Source organism: Azorhizobium caulinodans ORS 571 (assembly GCF_000010525.1).
In the GTDB taxonomy this organism is placed as follows: domain Bacteria; phylum Pseudomonadota; class Alphaproteobacteria; order Rhizobiales; family Xanthobacteraceae; genus Azorhizobium; species Azorhizobium caulinodans.
In genome coordinates, this window is the sequence record NC_009937.1 from 3,591,731 (window position 1) to 3,606,587 (window position 14,857).

Here is a 14,857-nt window from a genome sequence, read left to right on the forward strand (position 1 = left end):
CCGGATCGCTCGGGGGAGGCGCGGCGCATGCCGCCGCGCTTCCTCTCAGGCGCGCTCGCCCTCCTGCTGACCGGCCTCGCCGTCCCGGCGGCCGTCGCGCAGGACCAGGGCTCCGGCCGCAAGTCCATGACGTTCCAGCCCGTGCCGCGCACCGCCTCCCCGGCTCTCACGGCGACGGACCCGGCCGCAGTGCCGCCGGTCGCCCCGGCAGAACCGGCTCCGGTCCCTGCGACGGCCGACAAGGGTCCGACGCGCGTCCAGAGCGGCCTCCTGGAATGCCGCGGTGAAAGCGCGACCGCCTATGGCCTTGGCTCGACTCGCACCGTGAGCTGCGAATACCGGCCGGCCTCGGGACAGAATCAGTATTACACCGGCACCCTCAACCGGGCCGGCCTCGATTTCGGCGTCTCCGACCAGCCGAGCATGCTCTGGATGGTGCTCGCCACCTCCGGCCGCCTCGGCCCCGGTGCCCTCGCCGGCGAATATGTGGGCTTCACCAGCGGCGCCGCGCTCGGTTCCGGCTTCTCCGCCAACGTTCTGGTGGCCAAGGACGCGAACACCGGCATCGCCCTCCAGCCGCTCAGCGTTTCGGCCGAGAACGGCCTCAGCATCTCGGTGGCTGCCGCAAGCCTGACCCTCCAGCCCTCCGGCCCGCCCAAGCACTGACCGTGCCTTTACGAAACACGGCCGTTTGAATTGCGCGCGGCCGCCGCGCGCATGATCCTCCGCCCAACGGAGGATTGCATGCTCATCAAGTCGAAGCGCGGCTGGGAAATTCCCGAACATCTTGCGACACCGGAAGGCATCTTCCTGTCGCGGCGGCGCCTGCTTGGGGCGGGCGCCGGACTGATCGGCGCCAGCCTGCTGCCGGGCGTTGCCCAGGCCGCCGAAACCGATCCGTCCGCCAGCCTCTATCCGGCAAAGCGCAACGAGCGTTACACGCTCGACCGCCCCATGACGCCGGAGAAGGACGCAAGCTCGGTCAACAATTACTATGAGTTCGGCACCAACTATGACGTCGGCCGCGCCGCCGCCAAACTGAAGGTGCGGCCCTGGACCGTGACCATCGACGGCATGGTGGAACAGCCCCGGCAGGTGGGCATCGACGATCTCCTGAAGGCGATGACGCTGGAAGAACGCCTCTATCGCCACCGCTGCGTCGAGGCCTGGTCCATGGCCGTTCCCTGGACCGGCTTTCCAATGAAGGCCTTCGTCGATTACGCCCGTCCGCTCTCGGGCGCGAAATACGTGCGCATGGAGACCTTCCTCGATCGCGACGTGGCGCCCGGCCAGTCCGGCCGCTTCTATCCCTGGCCCTATGTGGAGGGCCTGACGATGGCCGAGGCGACCAACGAACTCGCCTTCCTTGTCACCGGCGTCTACGGCAAGCCCGCCCAGAACCAGTTCGGCGCACCGCTGCGGCTGGCAACGCCCTGGAAATACGGCTTCAAGTCCATCAAGGCGATCGTGAAGTTCACCTTCACCGACCAGCGGCCCAAGAGCTTCTGGGAAGTGGTGCAGGGCGCGGAATACGGCTTCTGGGCGAACGTGAACCCGCAGGTGTCGCACCCCCGCTGGAGCCAGGCGACGGAGAAGGACATAGCCACCGGCGAGCGCCGGCCGACCCTCCTCTACAACGGTTATGGCGAATTCGTTGCCGGCCTCTATGGCGATCCGGCGCTGAAGGGCGAGAAGCTTTTCATGTGAGCGGTAATCCCGCGCTGTGCCGCGCGAAATTTAAAAATGTGTTGCACGCCAGCGCTTGACCGTTGGCGTGCCCGGGGCCATCGTCCGCGCAACATGGTGATGCAGGAGAAGACGATGGCTCGAACGGTGCGCAAGGCATTGGCTCAGGCCGGTATGGCTGCCGCGCTGGTGCTCGCGAGTGTCGTCGCGCCCGCGCATGCCCAGAGCCTGCTCGAGAAGAATTTCTGGCTTCCGAACAGCAAGTTCACCGGCAATGTGCCCGCGTGCAGCGAGCCCCTCGCGCTCGGCACCATCTCCAACCACTTCGCCGAGACGGAGCGGATGTACTGGCACAACGGCGCCAACATCGTCAGCTATTCCAACGTCAAGGAAATCGCCGACAAGCCGTGGGGCGAGGGCTTCGTGCCGCGCCGCTACTGCCAGGCGACGATCGTCACCAACGACACCAAGCAGCACACCATCTATTACTCGATCATCGAGGATGGCGGCTGGCAGAACATGACCTGGGGCGTCGAGTGGTGCATCCCGGAGTATGACCGGGAATTCGCCTACGCGCCCAAGTGCACCATGGCCCGTCCGTGAGGCTTCTCGCCGGCTTGCTGCTGCTTCTGGCGACGGCAACCGGCGCGTTCGCCGCCGAGGATAGACCGGGCGCGTTCGATTTCTACGTTCTCTCCCTCTCCTGGTCGCCCAGCTATTGCGCCACGCGCGACAGGCCGGACGGCCTGCAATGCGGCGGCCCCCGCCCCTTCGCCTTCGTCGTGCACGGCCTGTGGCCGCAGTATGAGAAAGGCTATCCGCAGGATTGCGATCGCTCGGCGCCGCGCCTGCCCCAGCGCCAGATCGACGGCATGCTCGACCTGATGCCGAGCCCCGGCCTCGTCATCCATGAGTGGCGCAAGCACGGCACCTGCTCGGGCCTTTCGGCGACCGCCTATTTCGACCTCGTGCGCAGCGCCCGCGCCAAGGTTGAGATCCCGCCGTCCTATGTAAACCCGACGGACTATCGCATGGTCTCGCCGGCCGAGGTGGAGACCGCCTTCATCGCCGCCAATCCGGGCCTAGAGGCCAACATGCTGTCGGTGGACTGCGACAAGACGCGGCTGCGCGAAGTGCGCATCTGCCTCTCCAAGTCGCTCACCTTCCGCCCCTGCCCCGAGGTGGACGCCAAGAGCTGCCCCGCCGGCCGGCGCCTCGCCGTTCCCCCCTTGCGCTGAGGCCGTCTTCCGGCGAAGACGCGGCATGAACTATCGCCACGCCTTCCACGCCGGAAACCCGGCGGATGTCATGAAGCATGCGACCCTCGCCCGCGTGCTCACCTATCTCGCCAAGAAGGACAACGCCTATCGGGTGATCGACACCCATGCGGGCGCGGGCCTCTATGATCTGGCGGGCACGTCGGCCATGAAGACGGGCGAAGCGGAGGCGGGTATCGAGCGGGTGCTGGCAGCGGACCTGCCCGAACCGGTGGCGCAGCTTCTGGAGCCCTATCTCGGCGCGGTGCGCACCCTGCGCGAGACGGCCGGTCCCCGGCGCTATCCCGGCTCCCCCGCACTCGCTCTGGCCCTCGGCCGCCCTCAGGACCGCTTCCTCTTCTGCGAACTGCATGGCGAGGAGCGCCAGAAGCTGGAGAAGGCGGTGGGCCATGACGCCCGCGCCAAGGTGCTGTCGCAGGACGGGTGGAAGGCGGTCGCCGCCCACCTGCCGCCCCGCGAGCGGCGCGGCGTGCTGCTGATCGACCCGCCCTTCGAGGAGGCCGGCGAATTCGGCCGCCTCACCGCCGCGCTGGAGACCGCCGCCCAACGCTTCGCCACCGGCGTGGTGATGCTCTGGTACCCGATCAAGGACCTGATGACGGTGGATGCCTTCCGGCGCGACGTCGCCCGCCTCGGCCTGCCCAAGACGCTGCGGGTGGAGATCGATTTCGCGGAAGTGCGCTCGCAGAGCCAGCTCTCCGGCTCGGGGCTCATCATCCTCAATCCGCCGTTCACGCTTGCTGAGGAGATGCGGACCATCCTCACCGCCATCAATCCGCTGATGGCACGGGACGGCAAGGGCCGCGTGCGGGTGTCCTGGCTCACGCAAGGCGCATGACGGGCGCGTCCGCCAGGCGGATTTTGCCCCGGCGACTGCTTCTCACCCCGCCGATCCGGCTTTAGATGGAACCGGTGGCCAATGCGGCCGCCCAAATCCCCCCGCAACGCGCATCCTTCCGGAGCCGCCATGCCCTTGCGTCTGCGTCACTCTCCCGCTTCGCCCTTCGTCCGCAAGTGCCGCCTCGCGGCAGCCGTGCTGGGGATTCCGCTCGAACTCGAGCCCTGCGATACGACGGACCCGACCGACAGCATCTCGACCCAGAACCCGCTGGGCAAAATTCCGGCGCTGCTGCTGGAGGATGGAGAGGTGCTGTTCGATTCGCCGGTGATCGTCGCCTATCTCGACCATCTGGGCGGCAACAAGCTCATCCCGGCTGAGCCCAAGGCGCGCTTCGCGGCTCTGAAGCTGGAAGCGCTGGCGGACGGGATGGCCGATGCCGCACTCCTGCAGATCTACGAACACCGCTATCGCCCCGAGGGCATGCAGGTGCAGAGCTGGCTGGACAAGCAGGCGGCCAAGGTGTCCCGCGCGCTGGAGTCGCTGGAGGCCAATCCGCCGTCGGAGGCCCTGACGAACGGCGCCATCGCGCTGGCCAGCGCGCTCGGCTATCTCGACCTGCGCTTCAAGGGGGAATGGCGCTCCGGCCACCCGAAGCTCGTCGCGTGGCTGGAGGCTTTCAAGGCGAAGGTCCCGGCTTTCGCCGAAACGACCGTCGTCTGACATGAAGGACTGCTGCGGCCGGCACGAGGCCGGCCGCACACAGGTTCAGGGTCACTCGATGACCTGGATCACCTTGCGGGTGCGCGGCTCGACGATGACGCGCCGGTCGTTCACCACGGTGTACTCATAGGCGTTGTTGTTCGGGATGGTGTAGAGTTGCACGTTGGACGGCAGGGGCTCACCCACCACCACCTCGCGCTCCACGCGCACCGAGGGGCGGCGCTCCTGAATCACGTAGGACCGCACCTCCGCCGGCGGCTCCGCCGCCGCGCCGATGGACGCGCCCGCAACGCCGCCGACAACGGCACCCACGGGACCGCCCACCACCGCACCAACGGCCGCGCCACCCACGGCGCCCGTCGCGGTCGAAGCCTGCGCGAACGCCGCCACGGGCGTGAGCAGAGACAGGGCTACAGTCGAAGCAAGAATTCCATTTCGCATGGTTCATCTCCTCTGATGACCGAACCACGCTTTCCAACGTCGCGTTGACTGCTTCGTTCCCGATTGACCTCAACAGATATTGCGAAGAATTATTCTCTTCGGCTGCAACTTTCTTATTTTCGCAACAATCCCTGAGCTGGAGCGCGGCTACGGAGACCAAGCCCGCAGCTTCGCCGGCAAGAAGAGAGCGGCCCGCCGCGACGCGAACTCTCTGCGCGGCAGCGGGCCGGTGGCGCCTCATCTGGGTCAGGTTGACCGGAAGCGTCCGCTCAGAGGGGCGGCCCCATGAGACCGCGGTCGCGCACCACCGCGAGCGTCTGGTCGAGCACACGACCGACGGTCGCGATCAGGTCGTCCGCTTCCTCCTCGCTGAGGGTGAAGGGCGGGGCGAGGATCAGGCTGTCGCGCACCGCGCGCATCACCAGCCCCTCGCGGAAGGAAATGTCGCGCGCGATGAGGCCGACGGTGCCGACTTCTCCGGGGAACTTCGCACGCGTCTCCTTGTGAGGCGTCAGTTCCAGCGCCCCGATGAGCCCGACCATGCGCGCCTCGCCCACCAGCGGATGGTTGGCCAATGGCAGCCAGCGCTCCTGGAGATAGGGCCCGATCTCGCACTTCACGCGGGCGACGAGGTCTTCCTCATGCATGATCTTGAGCGTCGCCAGCGCCGCCGCGCAGCCGCCGGGGTGGCCGGAATAGGTATAGCCGTGGTGGAATTCACCGCCCTGCTCGATGAGCCCTTCGGCCACCCGTTCGCCCACGATGACGCCGCCCAGCGGGAAATAGCCGGAGGTGACGCCCTTGGCGAAGGTGATGAGGTCCGGTTGCACGCCCATATGCTGGCAGCCGAACCATTCGCCCGTGCGGCCGAAGCCGCAGATCACCTCATCGGAGACCAGCAGCACGTCGCGCTCGCGGCAAATCTTCTGCACTTCCGGCCAATAGGTGGAGGGCGGGATGATGACGCCGCCGGCGCCCTGGATGGGCTCGCCGATGAAGGCCGCGACATTCTCCGGCCCCGCCTCATCGATGGCGCGGGCCACCTCCTGCGCGGCAAAAAGGCCGAATTCCTCGGGCGACATGTTCCCGCCCTCGCCCCACCAGTAAGGCTGCTGCACATGGACGATGCCGGGAATGGGCAGGCCGCCCTGCGCATGCATGGGCGCCATGCCGCCGAGCGACGCGCCACCGATGGTGGAGCCGTGATAGGCATTCTTCCGCGCGATGAAGATGTGCTTGCCCGGCTTGCCCACGGCCGCCCAATAGTGCCGCACCATGCGGATGACGGTGTCCACCGCCTCAGACCCGCCGGAGGTAAAGAAGACGCGCTCGAACCCCTCGGGCGCCACCTGCGCAATGGCGGCGGCGAGTTCCGCCGCGCCCGGATGGGTGGTCTTGAAGAAGGTGTTGTAATAGTCGAGCTGCCGCAATTGGTCCGCGATGGCGTCCACGATGGCGTGGCGCCCGTGGCCGACCGCCGAGCACCACAGGCCCGACATGCCGTCGAGAATGCGGTTGCCCTCGCTGTCGAAGATATAGACGCCCTCCGCCCGCGTGATGACGCGCACCCCTTCCGCATTCAGGCCCTTGGTGTCGCTGAAGGGATGGAGATGGTGGGCGGCGTCGAGATGCCGCCAGTGGGCGGTGGAATTGGCGAAGACGGACACGGGCGGCACTCCTCGAACGGCTTGGGCCTGCCCGACCATTCCTGCCGTGCGGCCGCGTTCAAGGCAAGCCGCGCGCCTCCCCTGCCGGCCAGCTTCAGCGGAACCGCAAGCGTGCCCTGGCATTGACCCGCGAGGCGTGCCGGCCGGCACAGCCGAAAAGAGGAGCATCCATGCAGGCTTACGACGTGCTGCTGGAGGACTGGCGCGCGGGCGTGCCGGCTCCGGACGGTCAGGGTTGGTGCTTCGGTTTGCCGCCGGGCCTCAGACCCGAGCAATGGCCGCTCGATCCGCACACCGGCGTGCCGATGATGCACGGCTTCACGCTGCTGTTGCCCGAGGATTACCGGGTACATGGACCGGACCTGGTGGCCGTCTCCTTCTTCGCCACCGCCCCCGACGGTTTCGACGGCAGCCCCATGGACGGGCCGGAGGGCATGGCGGAGGCCGTCACCGCCGAGGCGCCGCCCTCCGATCCGGCGCTGCGGCCCTACTGGGACCGCGCGCAACGGTCCCATCCCCGGCTGACGCGCATAGAGGACATCCTCGGCTGCGCCTTTGCGGCCATTCTCCTGACGGCAGAGGAATTCGCCGGCCCGCCGTGCCGCCCACCCGCGCCGGTGGACAGCCCGCTCGCGGCGGGAGCGCCCGCGCTCGACTGGCTCTCGCGCGGCTCGGCAGCGGCCTATGAGGCCTTCAATGCCCGCCTCGCGCCGCCGGTCGCGGCGGACGATCCCTTTCTCATCCACCGACCCATCCGCTGGCAGCCCCGCGCCAGCGACCCCAATGCCGGCAAGCCGCCACGCGAAAGCTGGGACGGCACGCCGCCGGATGGCGGCTACGAGTCCCATTTCTACTGGCTGGACGGCAAGTTGAAGGTGGAGAACTGGCGCGAGCACGACTGGGCGGCCGGCCATGCACCGATGCACATCGGCGGCACCATGCGGCCCGTGCAGGCCATTCCCGAATTCAGCCCCTATTACATCGAGTTCGAGGAGGACTTCGGGGGCTACAATTTCGGTGGCGGCAACGCCCAGCTCGACTTCAAGGAGATGAAGTTCGACTGGGCGTGCGGTTGACCCACCGCCTTACTCGGGGCGCAGGGGCGGCGACAGCGGTTCGCCGTCCTCGTCCTCTTCCTCGACGACGGGAATGGCGTAGGCACCAGTCAGCCAGCGATTGAGGTCCACATCGGCGCAGCGCTTGGAGCAGAACGGCTTGTAGCGCTCGATGGACGGCTTGCCGCAGATCGGACACGGCTTGGGCTCGAACGGCTTGGCGGTCTCGTCGCTCATGCGGCGCTCTCCACCCAGCCGGTTCGGACGGGGTAGCCCTCGCCGTTCAGGAGCGCCACCGTCTCGGCGAGCGGCAGGCCGACCACGCTGGTGTAGGAGCCGGTGAGCTTCACGACGAAGCTGCCGGCGATGCCCTGTATGGCATAGCCACCCGCCTTGCCGCGCCATTCGCCGCAGGCGAGATAGGCCGCGATGTCCTCCGACGTCAGGCGCTTGAAGCGCAGGCGGCTCTCGACGAGACGGGTGCGCACGCGCCCCTTGGGGGTCACGAGGCACAGGCCGGTGAACACCCGGTGGGCACGGCCGGAGAGCAGGCGCAGGCAGGCCTCCGCCTCTTCCTGCAACTCGGGCTTGGGCAGGATGCGCCGTCCCGCCGCCACCACCGTATCGGCGGCAATCACGAGAGCCGGAATGTCCGCCTCGCGGCAGCGGGAGGCCACCAGTTCGCCCTTCTGCTGCGCGAGGCGCAGGGCGAGCCGGCGCGGGAGTTCGCCGCGCTCGGGCGTCTCGTCCACGTCCGCGGGCATGAGCCGGTCCGGCTGGATGCCGGCCTGATTGAGCAGAGCGAGCCTGCGGGGCGACCCCGAAGCGAGCACGAGCTGGACCCGGTCGTTCACGTCTGCGTAACCTCACCTCGACCAAAACCAAAGCGCGCAACGCGTTGCGCCGCGCGCCGGCACGCTATCCGAAACATGTGAGAGAAGAAACGGCCAAAGGTCGCTTGCGGCCGGGCTTTCCGGAGGCCATCGTTCGGGCGTGCCGGGACGCCCGTGTGGCGACGACCGGTTGCCCCTTTTCAGAACGCCGCCGCATCACTGGCGTGTTCGACGCACCGGGAAAGGATTCCATGCGCGCCGCGCGACTTGCCCTCGCTTTGGCCCTGCTGGCTGCCCCAGCCGCCGCCCAGGAAACGGTCAAGGACACCACGGTCAAAGACCCGACGGTCAAGGACCAGACCGTCAAGGATCAGGCCGTCAAGGACACCCCGAAGCACGCCGCGCCGTCCGAGACCGAGGCGCCCCGCCCCGATGGCGCGCCCGTCGTGCGGGCGTACGGGGCGGAGTTGCAAGACTTCCCCTATCCCTATGAAGTGAAGCGGTTCGAGTTCGTCTCCCAGCGCAAGCCGCTTCAGATGACCTATATGGACGTGAAGCCGGAGCAGCCGAACGGGCGCACCGTCGTCCTGCTCCATGGCAAGAACTTCTGCGGCGCCACGTGGGAAGCCACCATGGCCGTGCTGCTGAAGGCCGGCTATCGCGTGGTCGCGCCGGACCAGATCGGCTTCTGCAAGTCGTCCAAGCCCATGGGCTACCAGTTCTCGCTCTATCAGCTCGCCGCCAACACCAAGGCGCTGCTGGAGCAGATCGGCGTCGAGAAGCCCATCATCATGGGCCACTCCATGGGCGGCATGCTCGCCATGCGCTATGCCATCAGCTTTCCCGATGCGCTCTCCGGCCTCGTCCTCGTGAACCCCATCGGGCTTGAGGACTGGCGCGCGGCCGGCATTCCGGCGCGCACCGTGGACCAGTGGTTCGCGGGCGAGCTGCGGACCACCTTCGACAGCATCAAGGCCTACCAGCAGAAGACCTATTATGCGGGCAGCTGGTCGCCGGACTATGACCGCTGGGTCGCCATGCTGGCCGGCATGTACCAGGGCGACGGCAAGGCCGCCGTGGCGTGGGATCAGGCGCTCGCCTCCGACATGGTCTATGGCCAGCCGGTCGTCTACGAGCTCGGCAAGATCGGCGCCCCCACCCTGATGCTCATCGGCGAGAAGGACCTCACCGCCATCGGCAAGGATGCCGCCCCGCCGGAGGTGCAGAAGAAGGTCGGCAATTACGCCAAGCTCGGCCCCGCCGCAGCCGCCGCCATTCCGGACGCGAAGCTTGTCATGTTCCCCGATCTCGGCCACGCACCGCAGATGCAGGCACCGGATCGCTTCCACGCGGCGCTGATGAAGGGCCTCGCGGACCTGAAGTGAGGTCCGCCGATCAGCGCCCGGGCTTGAACCGGGCGCGGATGCGCTGCTCCAGGTCCTCGCGCACCTGACGATAGGCGGCGAGGCGCTGCTCGCGGTTTCCGGTCTCCAGAGTCGGATCGGGCGTCGGCCAGTATTCGACCGTCAGCGCATTGGTGCGCGTCGCCTCCAGTGCCAGATGGTGCGCATCGGGCGACAGCGAGATGGCGAGGTCGAAGCTCAGCCCCTCATATTCCTCAAGTTCCTCGAGGCTGCGCGGGCGGTGGCGGGAGACGTCCAGCCCGATCTCGTCCATGGCCGCCGCCACGAACGGGTCCGCTTCCCCGGCGATCACGCCCGCCGAGGCGATATAGATGGACTTGCCGAACAGATGGCGGGCAAGCGCCGCGGCCATGACGGAGCGCACCACATTCTGCCCGCAGAGGAACAGAACGGACTGCGGCCGCGCCGACCGATCCGCCGGTACGGACGGCTCCATGCGCGTCAGCCCTTCCAGTGCAGCGCGCAGATGAGGGTAAAGAGGCGGCGGGCGGTGTCGAAGTCCACCTCCACCTTATCCTTCAACCGCTCCTGAAGCAGCGTCGATCCCTCGTTGTGGAGGCCCCGGCGGCCCATGTCGATGGCCTCGATCTGGGTGGGGGAAGCGGTGCGGATGGCGGCGTAATAGCTCTCGCAGATGAGGAAATAGTCCTTCACCACCTTGCGCAGGGGGCTCAGCGAGAGATGGTGCTGGACCACCGGTTCGCTGCCCTTCTCACGCCGGATATCGAGCACCAGCCGGTTGTCCATCAGGCCGATGTGCAGCGTATAGGGCCCCTCCCCCGGATCGCCCACGGGGGTGAAGCGGTTGTCTTCCAGAAGGTCGTAGATGGCGATGGCGCGCTCATGCTCCACGTCCGCCCCGGACCGTCCGATGGAGGCATCGTCGAGGGTGACGGCACAAAGACGGTTCGGCGGCGGGGTCTGGCTCATGGCGTCTCACGCATCCGGTTCGATCAGCGCGCGCCCGGGTGGACGCGGCGGCCCTCTGTCACCTGGTCGGAACTCAACGGGCCTCAGCCGGCATTGGTGCGGATGAGGATAGAGCGGCCGTGGGCATCGAGCCGTTCCACTTCGGCAAGGCGCACCGCGGCCGGCCCGATCACGTTCAGCGAGGCCGGGCTGCACTTCAGGATGGAGGTGCGCTTGAGGAAGTCATAGACGCCGAGCCCGGAAGAGAAGCGGGCCGAACGGGCGGTGGGCAGCACATGATTGGTGCCGCCCACATAGTCGCCGATGGCCTCCGGCGTATAGGCGCCCACGAAGATCGCACCCGCATGACGGATGCGGTCGGCAAGCGCATCGGCATCGTCCGCATGGATTTCCAGATGCTCGGGGGCAACGCGGTCCACCAGCGGCAGCGCCTCGTCCATGCTGCCGACCAGGATGATGGCCCCGTGGTCGCGCCAGGAGGCTTCCGCGATCTCGCGGCGGGGCAGCGTGGTGAGCTGCGCCTCGACCGCGCGGGTGACCGCATCGGCGAGCACGGGGGAATCGGTGACGAGGATGGACTGGGCGGCGGCATCATGCTCGGCCTGCGCCAGCAGGTCCGCGGCGATCCAGGCGGCATTGGCGTTGCCGTCGGCGAGGATCAGCACCTCGGAGGGGCCGGCGATCATGTCGATACCGACCTTGCCGAACACCTGCCGCTTGGCCGCCGCCACATAGGCGTTGCCCGGGCCGACGATCTTGTCCACCGGAGCGATCGTCTCGGTGCCATAGGCGAGCGCGGCCACCGCCTGTGCCCCGCCCACGCGATAGACCTCGTCCACGCCGGCAAGACGTGCAGCGGCGAGCACCAGCGGCGCGATGACGCCATCGGGCGAAGGCACCACCATGGCGACACGCGGCACGCCCGCGACCTTCGCCGGCACCGCATTCATGAGCACGGACGAGGGATAGGCCGCCGTGCCGCCGGGCACATAAAGACCCACCGCATCCACCGGCGTCCAGCGCTGGCCGAGCTCGACCCCGACTGCATCCGTATAGCGCTCGTCCGCCGGAAGCTGGCGGGCGTGGTGTGCCTCGATGCGGGCCTTCGCAAACTTCAGCGCCTCGAAGGTGTCCTGCGGCACCTCGGCGAGCGCCGCCTCGATCTCCGCCTCGGTCACGCGGATGCGGCCTTCCAGCTCGACCCGGTCGAAGGTGCGCGAATAATCGATCAGGGCCGCATCCCCGCGCGCCCGCACGCCGGCGATGATGTCGGCGACAGCCACCGCAACATCGGTTGACGCTTCCCGCTTGCTGGCGAGGAAGGTGGCGAAGGCGTCGGGGAAAGCGGTGGACTTGGCGTCGAGGCGGATCGGCATCTCTGGTTCCCGGGGCCGGAGACACGGGCCGGAGCTGTCGCTCCATCCGGATCCGCCGGCGCTCGAAACGCCCCCGGAGCGGCCCGGCGGCGCTTCACGCATCTCAAGCTTGGCGTTTCCCGCGGGCCGGGACATCCCGGCCGGCGCAACACGCCGTGTGGGGTTTCCTTGAAGCCGAATGCGGGAGATTGCAACACCCCGACGCGCAAGCGCGGCCTTAAGTCCGTCGCGCGGGTCCGATCAGGCGGCAGTGTCCTTGTGGGCGGGAGCCTTGGTGCAGCCCCAGGCGGGGCCGAGATCGGACATGCCGGCCTCGATGCATTCCACATCGAGGCGGATTTCCGCGCCGCCGGAAAAGGTCAGGATCACATAGCCGGACGGGGTTTCCTCGGGGGTGAAGGTGATGGCGAGGAGGTTCAGCACCTCCTCCTTGTCCGTCGGCTCGAAGCCGCGCGTCTTCACCGCCGTCACCCGCTCGAAATGCAGGCCGGTGCGCCGGCGCACATGCTCGCCCGCGCATTCCTTCTGGTCCCAGTCGAAGCGATTGAGCAGGAGGGCGAAGCGCTGCGCCTTGGGCACGAAGCCGATGTCGGCCACCTTCACCACCGCATCCTGCAGATGGGTGGAGAGGATCGCGAGGTCCTCGTCGTCCAGCGCGAAAAGCTTGAGCGCGTCCATGGGATTGCCCCTCCTTCGACGTGCCCTGCAAATAGAGAGCCAGCCCCCGCGCCGCAAGGGCGCGGGCCACCGGGTCGCGGCTCAGCCGCTGATGCGCTCGATCTGCGCGCCGCAGCGGGAGAGCTTCTCCTCCAGCCGCTCGAAGCCGCGGTCGAGGTGATAGACGCGCTGGATCATGGTCTCGCCCTCGGCGGCAAGGCCGGCGATGACGAGGGACACGGAGGCACGCAGGTCGGTCGCCATCACCGGGGCGCCCTTGAGGCGGTCGGAGCCCTCCACGATGGCGGTGTCGCCCTCCAGATGGATATTGGCGCCGAGACGGGCCAGTTCCTGCACATGCATGAAGCGGTTCTCGAAGATGGTCTCGGTGATGCGCGAGCGGCCCTGGGCCCGCGTCATCAGGGCCATGAGCTGGGCCTGAAGGTCGGTCGGGAAGCCCGGATGCGGCGCCGTGGAGACCTCCACGGGGAAGATGCCCGCGCCGTTGCGGCGGACGCGGATGCCCTCGTTGTTCACGTCGATCTGCGCGCCCGCCTTGCGCAGCACATCGAGCGCACTCTCGAGCAGGTCCGCCCGCGCGCCGGCGAGCGTCACATCGCCGCCGGTCATGGCCGTGGCCATGGCATAGGTGCCCGTCTCGATGCGGTCGGGCAGGACCGAATGGCGCGCGCCGCGCAGGCGCGGCACACCGGAAATCTCGATGGTGGACGTGCCCGCGCCCTCGATCCGTGCGCCCATCTTGATGAGGCAGTCGGCGAGATCGACGATCTCGGGCTCGCGGGCGGCGTTCTCGATCACCGTATCGCCCTTGGCGAGGGCCGCCGCCATGATGGCGGTGTGGGTCGCGCCCACCGACACCTTCGGGAACACGATGCGGGCACCGGTGAGGCCGTGCGGCGCGCGGGCGACCACATAGCCGGCATCGATGTCGATATCGGCGCCCAGCGCCCGCAGGGCATCGAGATGGAAGTCCACGGGCCGGGTGCCGATGGCGCAGCCGCCGGGAAGCGAGACGCGGGCCTCGCCCATGCGCGCCAGCAGCGGCCCGACCACCCAGAAGCTGGCCCGCATCCGGGACACGAGATCATAGGGCGCGGTGGTATCGACGATCACGCGGGCGTCGATCTCCATCGTCTGGCCGGCGTGGGGATCGTCCCCGTTGCGCTTGCCGTTGACCGTGATGTCCACGCCGTGGTTGCCGAGAATGCGCTGGAGCAGCGCCACGTCCGCGAGCCGCGGCACATTCTCCAGCACCAGCTTCTCTTCCGAGAGCAGCGCCGCGATCATCAGCGGCAGGGCGGCATTCTTGGCACCGGAGATCGGAATGGTGCCGTTGAGGCTGCCGCCGCCGATGATGCGAATCTTGTCCATGTAACGACTGCTCCTCTTGTCGCCCCGCTCGGACGGCTCACGGCCGTCCCAGGCGCCACGCGCCGCCGCATGGCCTCTCGCCCGCTCTTCGCACCTTCCGCAGACCGCAGACCGCAGATCCGAAGGCCGGCGATGGCCGCAAACCCGAAAATCCGGCGCCCCCGCCGCACAACGTTCAAGCCTTGAGGTCTAGCCCGGTCTTCCGGTGCGCACAACGGCATCCGCACGCGCCCTCGGGCCGCTGGGGACACGCCCCGCAATCCGTTGACAGAAAACGCTATTCCCCGTCATCCGGTGTCGGACGGCCAAGCTTCGCGTCATCCGGCTCCGCCTTGGTTTCGCCCGTTTCCGCCTCGGCCCGCGCCCGCTTCTGGGCTTTGCGGCGTGCCAGATTCGCCCGGAGCGCCGCCGCGAGCCGCGCAGCCTTGTCATCCGTATTGGTCATCCCCCTTGGCTAGCGGGCGGGCCGTTCGCGCGCAAGCGCACACGCAGCGCGCGGCGCCGGAACCTCCCGGCATGGTGGATGAAACCCTTCCGGCGCAGCGTTTTCCGGGCAGT

18 protein-coding genes are annotated in these 14,857 nt (G+C 68.1%); 8 read left to right on the forward strand and 10 right to left on the reverse strand.

What is annotated here, in order from left to right; genetic code table 11:
* Window positions 1–27: 27 nt before the first annotated feature.
* From AZC_RS16175 to AZC_RS16200, 6 genes are all read left to right on the forward strand, one after another.
* Window positions 28–666, forward strand: coding sequence for a DUF992 domain-containing protein (locus AZC_RS16175; protein WP_052285963.1), 639 nt, complete (start codon window positions 28–30; stop codon window positions 664–666).
* Window positions 667–744: 78 nt separating this feature from the next.
* Window positions 745–1,707: a protein-methionine-sulfoxide reductase catalytic subunit MsrP gene (gene msrP / locus AZC_RS16180; RefSeq protein ID WP_012171660.1), complete on the forward strand. Its 963-nt coding sequence runs from the start codon at window positions 745–747 to the stop codon at window positions 1,705–1,707.
* Window positions 1,708–1,821: 114 nt separating this feature from the next.
* Window positions 1,822–2,289 (forward strand): hypothetical protein, encoded by a 468-nt coding sequence (locus AZC_RS16185; protein WP_043879476.1) that lies wholly within the window; start codon window positions 1,822–1,824, stop codon window positions 2,287–2,289.
* Window positions 2,286–2,924: a ribonuclease T2 family protein gene (locus tag AZC_RS16190; protein WP_012171662.1), complete on the forward strand. Its 639-nt coding sequence runs from the start codon at window positions 2,286–2,288 to the stop codon at window positions 2,922–2,924. The genes AZC_RS16185 and AZC_RS16190 overlap by 4 nt, the downstream gene beginning before the upstream one ends.
* A 25-nt stretch (window positions 2,925–2,949) precedes the next feature.
* Entirely contained in the window at window positions 2,950–3,801 is an 852-nt protein-coding gene (locus AZC_RS16195; protein ID WP_012171663.1) for a 23S rRNA (adenine(2030)-N(6))-methyltransferase RlmJ, read from the forward strand.
* 129 nt (window positions 3,802–3,930) lie between these two features.
* On the forward strand, window positions 3,931–4,524 hold the full coding sequence (locus AZC_RS16200; RefSeq protein WP_173362975.1) for a glutathione S-transferase N-terminal domain-containing protein: 594 nt from the start codon (window positions 3,931–3,933) through the stop codon (window positions 4,522–4,524).
* Window positions 4,525–4,575: 51 nt separating this feature from the next.
* On the opposite strand, the gene AZC_RS16205 is transcribed toward AZC_RS16200, so the two are convergent.
* Window positions 4,576–4,965 (reverse strand): DUF1236 domain-containing protein, encoded by a 390-nt coding sequence (locus tag AZC_RS16205; RefSeq protein WP_012171665.1) that lies wholly within the window; start codon window positions 4,963–4,965, stop codon window positions 4,576–4,578.
* Window positions 4,966–5,234: 269 nt separating this feature from the next.
* A complete protein-coding gene (locus AZC_RS16210; protein WP_081434013.1) occupies window positions 5,235–6,671 on the reverse strand; it encodes an aspartate aminotransferase family protein in 1,437 nt (478 codons plus the stop codon).
* 131 nt (window positions 6,672–6,802) lie between these two features.
* Here AZC_RS16210 and AZC_RS16215 point away from each other — a divergent pair, with 131 nt between their 5' ends.
* Window positions 6,803–7,708 carry a hypothetical protein gene (locus AZC_RS16215; protein ID WP_012171667.1) on the forward strand — a complete coding sequence of 302 codons (906 nt, stop codon included), beginning with the start codon at window positions 6,803–6,805 and terminating at the stop codon, window positions 7,706–7,708.
* Window positions 7,709–7,717: 9 nt separating this feature from the next.
* Here the strand turns inward: AZC_RS16215 and yacG are convergent, their stop codons facing one another.
* Window positions 7,718–7,924, reverse strand: coding sequence for a DNA gyrase inhibitor YacG (gene yacG, locus AZC_RS16220; protein ID WP_012171668.1), 207 nt, complete (start codon window positions 7,922–7,924; stop codon window positions 7,718–7,720).
* Window positions 7,921–8,541: a Maf-like protein gene (locus AZC_RS16225; protein ID WP_012171669.1), complete on the reverse strand. Its 621-nt coding sequence runs from the start codon at window positions 8,539–8,541 to the stop codon at window positions 7,921–7,923. Before AZC_RS16225 ends, yacG begins: the two co-directional genes overlap by 4 nt.
* Window positions 8,542–8,771: 230 nt before the next feature.
* On the opposite strand from AZC_RS16225, the gene AZC_RS16230 reads away from it, so the two are divergent.
* Entirely contained in the window at window positions 8,772–9,905 is a 1,134-nt protein-coding gene (locus AZC_RS16230) for an alpha/beta fold hydrolase (protein WP_070097009.1), read from the forward strand.
* 10 nt (window positions 9,906–9,915) lie between these two features.
* Here the strand turns inward: AZC_RS16230 and AZC_RS16235 are convergent, their stop codons facing one another.
* The 6 genes from AZC_RS16235 to AZC_RS25735 all read right to left on the reverse strand — a co-directional run bounded on the left by AZC_RS16235 (window position 9,916) and on the right by AZC_RS25735 (window position 14,744).
* On the reverse strand, window positions 9,916–10,380 hold the full coding sequence (locus tag AZC_RS16235) for a low molecular weight phosphatase family protein (protein WP_012171671.1): 465 nt from the start codon (window positions 10,378–10,380) through the stop codon (window positions 9,916–9,918).
* A gap of 5 nt (window positions 10,381–10,385) precedes the next feature.
* Window positions 10,386–10,874, reverse strand: a complete 489-nt coding sequence (locus AZC_RS16240; protein ID WP_012171672.1) for a UPF0262 family protein — start codon at window positions 10,872–10,874, stop codon at window positions 10,386–10,388.
* A gap of 83 nt (window positions 10,875–10,957) precedes the next feature.
* Window positions 10,958–12,250 (reverse strand): histidinol dehydrogenase, encoded by a 1,293-nt coding sequence (gene hisD / locus AZC_RS16245; protein WP_012171673.1) that lies wholly within the window; start codon window positions 12,248–12,250, stop codon window positions 10,958–10,960.
* A 240-nt stretch (window positions 12,251–12,490) separates the two neighbouring features.
* Window positions 12,491–12,928 (reverse strand): DUF2948 family protein, encoded by a 438-nt coding sequence (locus tag AZC_RS16250; RefSeq protein ID WP_043879479.1) that lies wholly within the window; start codon window positions 12,926–12,928, stop codon window positions 12,491–12,493.
* A gap of 81 nt (window positions 12,929–13,009) precedes the next feature.
* Entirely contained in the window at window positions 13,010–14,299 is a 1,290-nt protein-coding gene (gene murA / locus AZC_RS16255; protein WP_012171675.1) for a UDP-N-acetylglucosamine 1-carboxyvinyltransferase, read from the reverse strand.
* 277 nt (window positions 14,300–14,576) lie between these two features.
* Window positions 14,577–14,744 carry a hypothetical protein gene (locus AZC_RS25735; protein WP_012171676.1) on the reverse strand — a complete coding sequence of 56 codons (168 nt, stop codon included), beginning with the start codon at window positions 14,742–14,744 and terminating at the stop codon, window positions 14,577–14,579.
* Window positions 14,745–14,857 lie beyond the last annotated feature (113 nt).